5 protein-coding genes are annotated in these 2,635 nt (G+C 44.9%); 3 read left to right on the top strand and 2 right to left on the bottom strand.

All coding sequences use genetic code 11. The annotated features are described in order from the left end of the window. From IJJ71_RS14985 to IJJ71_RS11550, 3 genes are all read left to right on the top strand, one after another. Nucleotides 1-135, top strand: coding sequence for a hypothetical protein (locus tag IJJ71_RS14985; protein WP_367113239.1), 135 nt, complete (start codon nucleotides 1-3; stop codon nucleotides 133-135). Between the two features lie 69 nt (nucleotides 136-204). Beyond that, the gene (locus IJJ71_RS11555; RefSeq protein WP_296847186.1) at nucleotides 205-1,047 is read left to right on the top strand and encodes an aldo/keto reductase; all 843 of its coding nucleotides are present in this window, start codon (nucleotides 205-207) and stop codon (nucleotides 1,045-1,047) included. 1 nt (nucleotide 1,048) lies between these two features. Continuing rightward, nucleotides 1,049-1,492 (top strand): nuclear transport factor 2 family protein, encoded by a 444-nt coding sequence (locus IJJ71_RS11550; protein ID WP_296847185.1) that lies wholly within the window; start codon nucleotides 1,049-1,051, stop codon nucleotides 1,490-1,492. 53 nt (nucleotides 1,493-1,545) lie between these two features. Here the strand turns inward: IJJ71_RS11550 and IJJ71_RS11545 are convergent, their stop codons facing one another. Further along, nucleotides 1,546-2,433 carry an aldo/keto reductase gene (locus tag IJJ71_RS11545; RefSeq protein ID WP_296847184.1) on the bottom strand — a complete coding sequence of 296 codons (888 nt, stop codon included), beginning with the start codon at nucleotides 2,431-2,433 and terminating at the stop codon, nucleotides 1,546-1,548. A 20-nt stretch (nucleotides 2,434-2,453) separates the two neighbouring features. Continuing rightward, a partial coding sequence (locus IJJ71_RS11540) for an NADPH-dependent FMN reductase family protein (RefSeq protein WP_296847183.1) occupies nucleotides 2,454-2,635 on the bottom strand: 182 nt, incomplete at its 5' end.

The raw sequence follows: 2,635 nt of genomic DNA, 5'->3' as shown, positions 1-2,635 counted from the left end.
GTGATTTTTTATGCTGACACAAAGAATACTGCAGGATATGCAAAAATCGGACACATAGTAGAAGCCGAGGGGGTGAAAGATGCCCTTAAAGCCGCAAAAGGCAAAGTCATCTTTACACACATGAGTGAAAAATAATCAGATGCGCGAATAGTTCGTCAGCAAGATTGACACGAATTAGACAAATACCATAACGGAGGAACTTTTATGGAAACAATCAAATTAAACAATGAAATCACTTGCCCGGTAATCGGACTTGGAACTTTTATGCTCTCACCAACAGATGCCCAAAACAGCACCCGCGAGGCTCTTAAGATGGGCTATCGCCTTATAGACACAGCAAATGCTTATGTAAACGAGCGCGCTGTTGGTCGGGGAATCAAAGAAAGCGGCGTGGCAAGAAACGAAGTTTTTCTTTCTACAAAGCTCTGGCCGTCGGAATACGAAAACCCGAACGCTGTTGACGAAACTCTTGAGCGTCTTGGGGTAGATTACGTTGACCTGCTCTACATCCATCAGCCGGCGGGAAACTGGCTTGCAGGTTACCGTCAGCTGGAAAAGGCTCTGAAAGAAGGAAAAGCCCGCTCTATCGGCATTTCTAATTTTGAAGGTAAATATATAGAAGAACTTAAGACTAAATGGGAAACTGCCCCTCAGTTCATTCAGGTGGAAGCCCATCCATATTTTACGCAGAAGGATTTGCGCGTAACTCTGGACAAGTACGGCATCAAACTGATGAGCTGGTACCCTCTTGGACACGGCGACAAGTCTTTGATTCAGGAAGCTGTTTTTGCTGAACTGGGCAAAAAATACAGAAAGACTCCTGCCCAGGTGATTTTACGCTGGCATGTTCAAATGGGATTCGTCGTAATTCCCGGAAGCAAAAACGTTGACCACATCAGGGATAACCTTGCCATCATGGACTTTGAACTGACCGACGACGAAATGGCAGAAATCGCAAAACTCGACAAAGGCGAACGCTACTACCACCGAACAGAAGAGCAGTTAATTCAATTTGCTGCATGGAAGCCAGACTTTGAAAAGGCCTGATATGAAAAAGCTGACAACAATTTTTGCGATGCTCGTGCTGGTACTTACTGCCTGCACGGGCCAGGAATCAAAACAAAGAAATGGGACGTCACCAATGACCACAGAAGAAAAAGAGGTATACTCTGCCTACGAAGCGATCAACAAGGCTATGATTGAAAAAGACCAGACCGCATTGGAACTCTACTTTGACGAAAAGCTCACCTTCACCCACATGAGCGGAAAAAAGCAGACTCGCGAAGAGTTTATCGGCGAAATCATGGACGGAACTCTAAACTACTTCAAAGTGGATACAAAGGATTATTCAATCAGCGTAAATGGCGACACCGCCCGCATGAAAGTCACCCACACGCTCACGGCGAAGGTTTATGGAATCAGCGGCAGCTGGACTATGGGTGGAGAAAACACTTACAAAAAACGGGATGGAATCTGGATTCGGGTAGAATAAAACCTTTTACAGAACTCTGGACTTTGTAAGCATTTTTACAAAATCCAGAAATATTACCAGGCCTTTTTCTCTTTACTGGAATCCTGCTGCTGCTTCCGCTCTTCAACCATTTTTACGAACCATTCCACCATTGCAGGATCCTGATGACTGAAGAAAGAACTTGTTGCAGTATCGAGAGCAGTAATTTTTGCCATCTCTTCGGCAGTGAGGGTAAAATCAAAGACATTCAGGTTTTCTGCCATGCGTTCCTTGTGGGTTGATTTTGGAATAACCACAATTCCTCTCTGCAGGTGCCAGCGCAACATAACCTGAGCTGTAGTTTTTCCATGTGCAGCGGCAATTTCTTTTAACACAGGATTTTCAAAAAGACCACCACGTCCCTCGCCAAAAGGGGCCCAGGCTTCAAGCTGAATACCGTACTTGTCATTCCATTTTTTTGCCTCTATCTGCTGATTCAAAGGATGACATTCCACCTGATTCACCATAGGCTTTATGCGGTTGAAGGACGCAAACTCCACCATGCGGTCGGCATAAAAGTTGGAGATTCCGATTGCCTTCAAAACTCCCTGTTCATAAAACTCTTCAAGAGCGCGCCATGCACCGTAAGCATCACCAAAAGGCTGATGAAGAAGCATGAGGTCAATGTAATCAGTCTTGAGTTTCTTAAGAGACTCTTCCACCGACTTCTTGCACGCCTCGTAGCCGTAATGCTCAATCCAAACCTTAGTAGTCAAAAAAATATCACTGCGGGCAATTCCAGATTTTGAGATTGCATTTCCTACTTCCTCTTCATTAAAGTAACTTTGCGCCGTATCAATCGAGCGGTAGCCGACTTCCAGCGCATCCGAAACACAGCGTTCAGCCTCTTCCTTTGTCACCTGATACACGCCATAGCCCAACTGTGGCATCTTGATTCCGTTTGAAAGTGTTACATAGTCCATAAAAATTTCTCCCTAAAAATTTATTTTCCTAACCCAATTTTCTTAAGCCATGCATCTACATCGTTCTGATTTGGATTTGTCGTACCATAGCCTTCCTTATGACTGGCAGTTGGAGTTGCATCCACAATTGCCTGAAGCGTTTCCGCGCGGTAAGTAGCCTGATACGTGCAGAATGGAATGATTGTCTTGCCCTTAAGCGCCT

This window comes from Treponema sp., assembly GCF_017430385.1.
GTDB lineage: Bacteria > Spirochaetota > Spirochaetia > Treponematales > Treponemataceae > Treponema_D.
The sequence above is the reverse complement of the archived record's forward strand: the minus strand, read 5'-3'. Positions and strand labels throughout refer to the sequence as shown.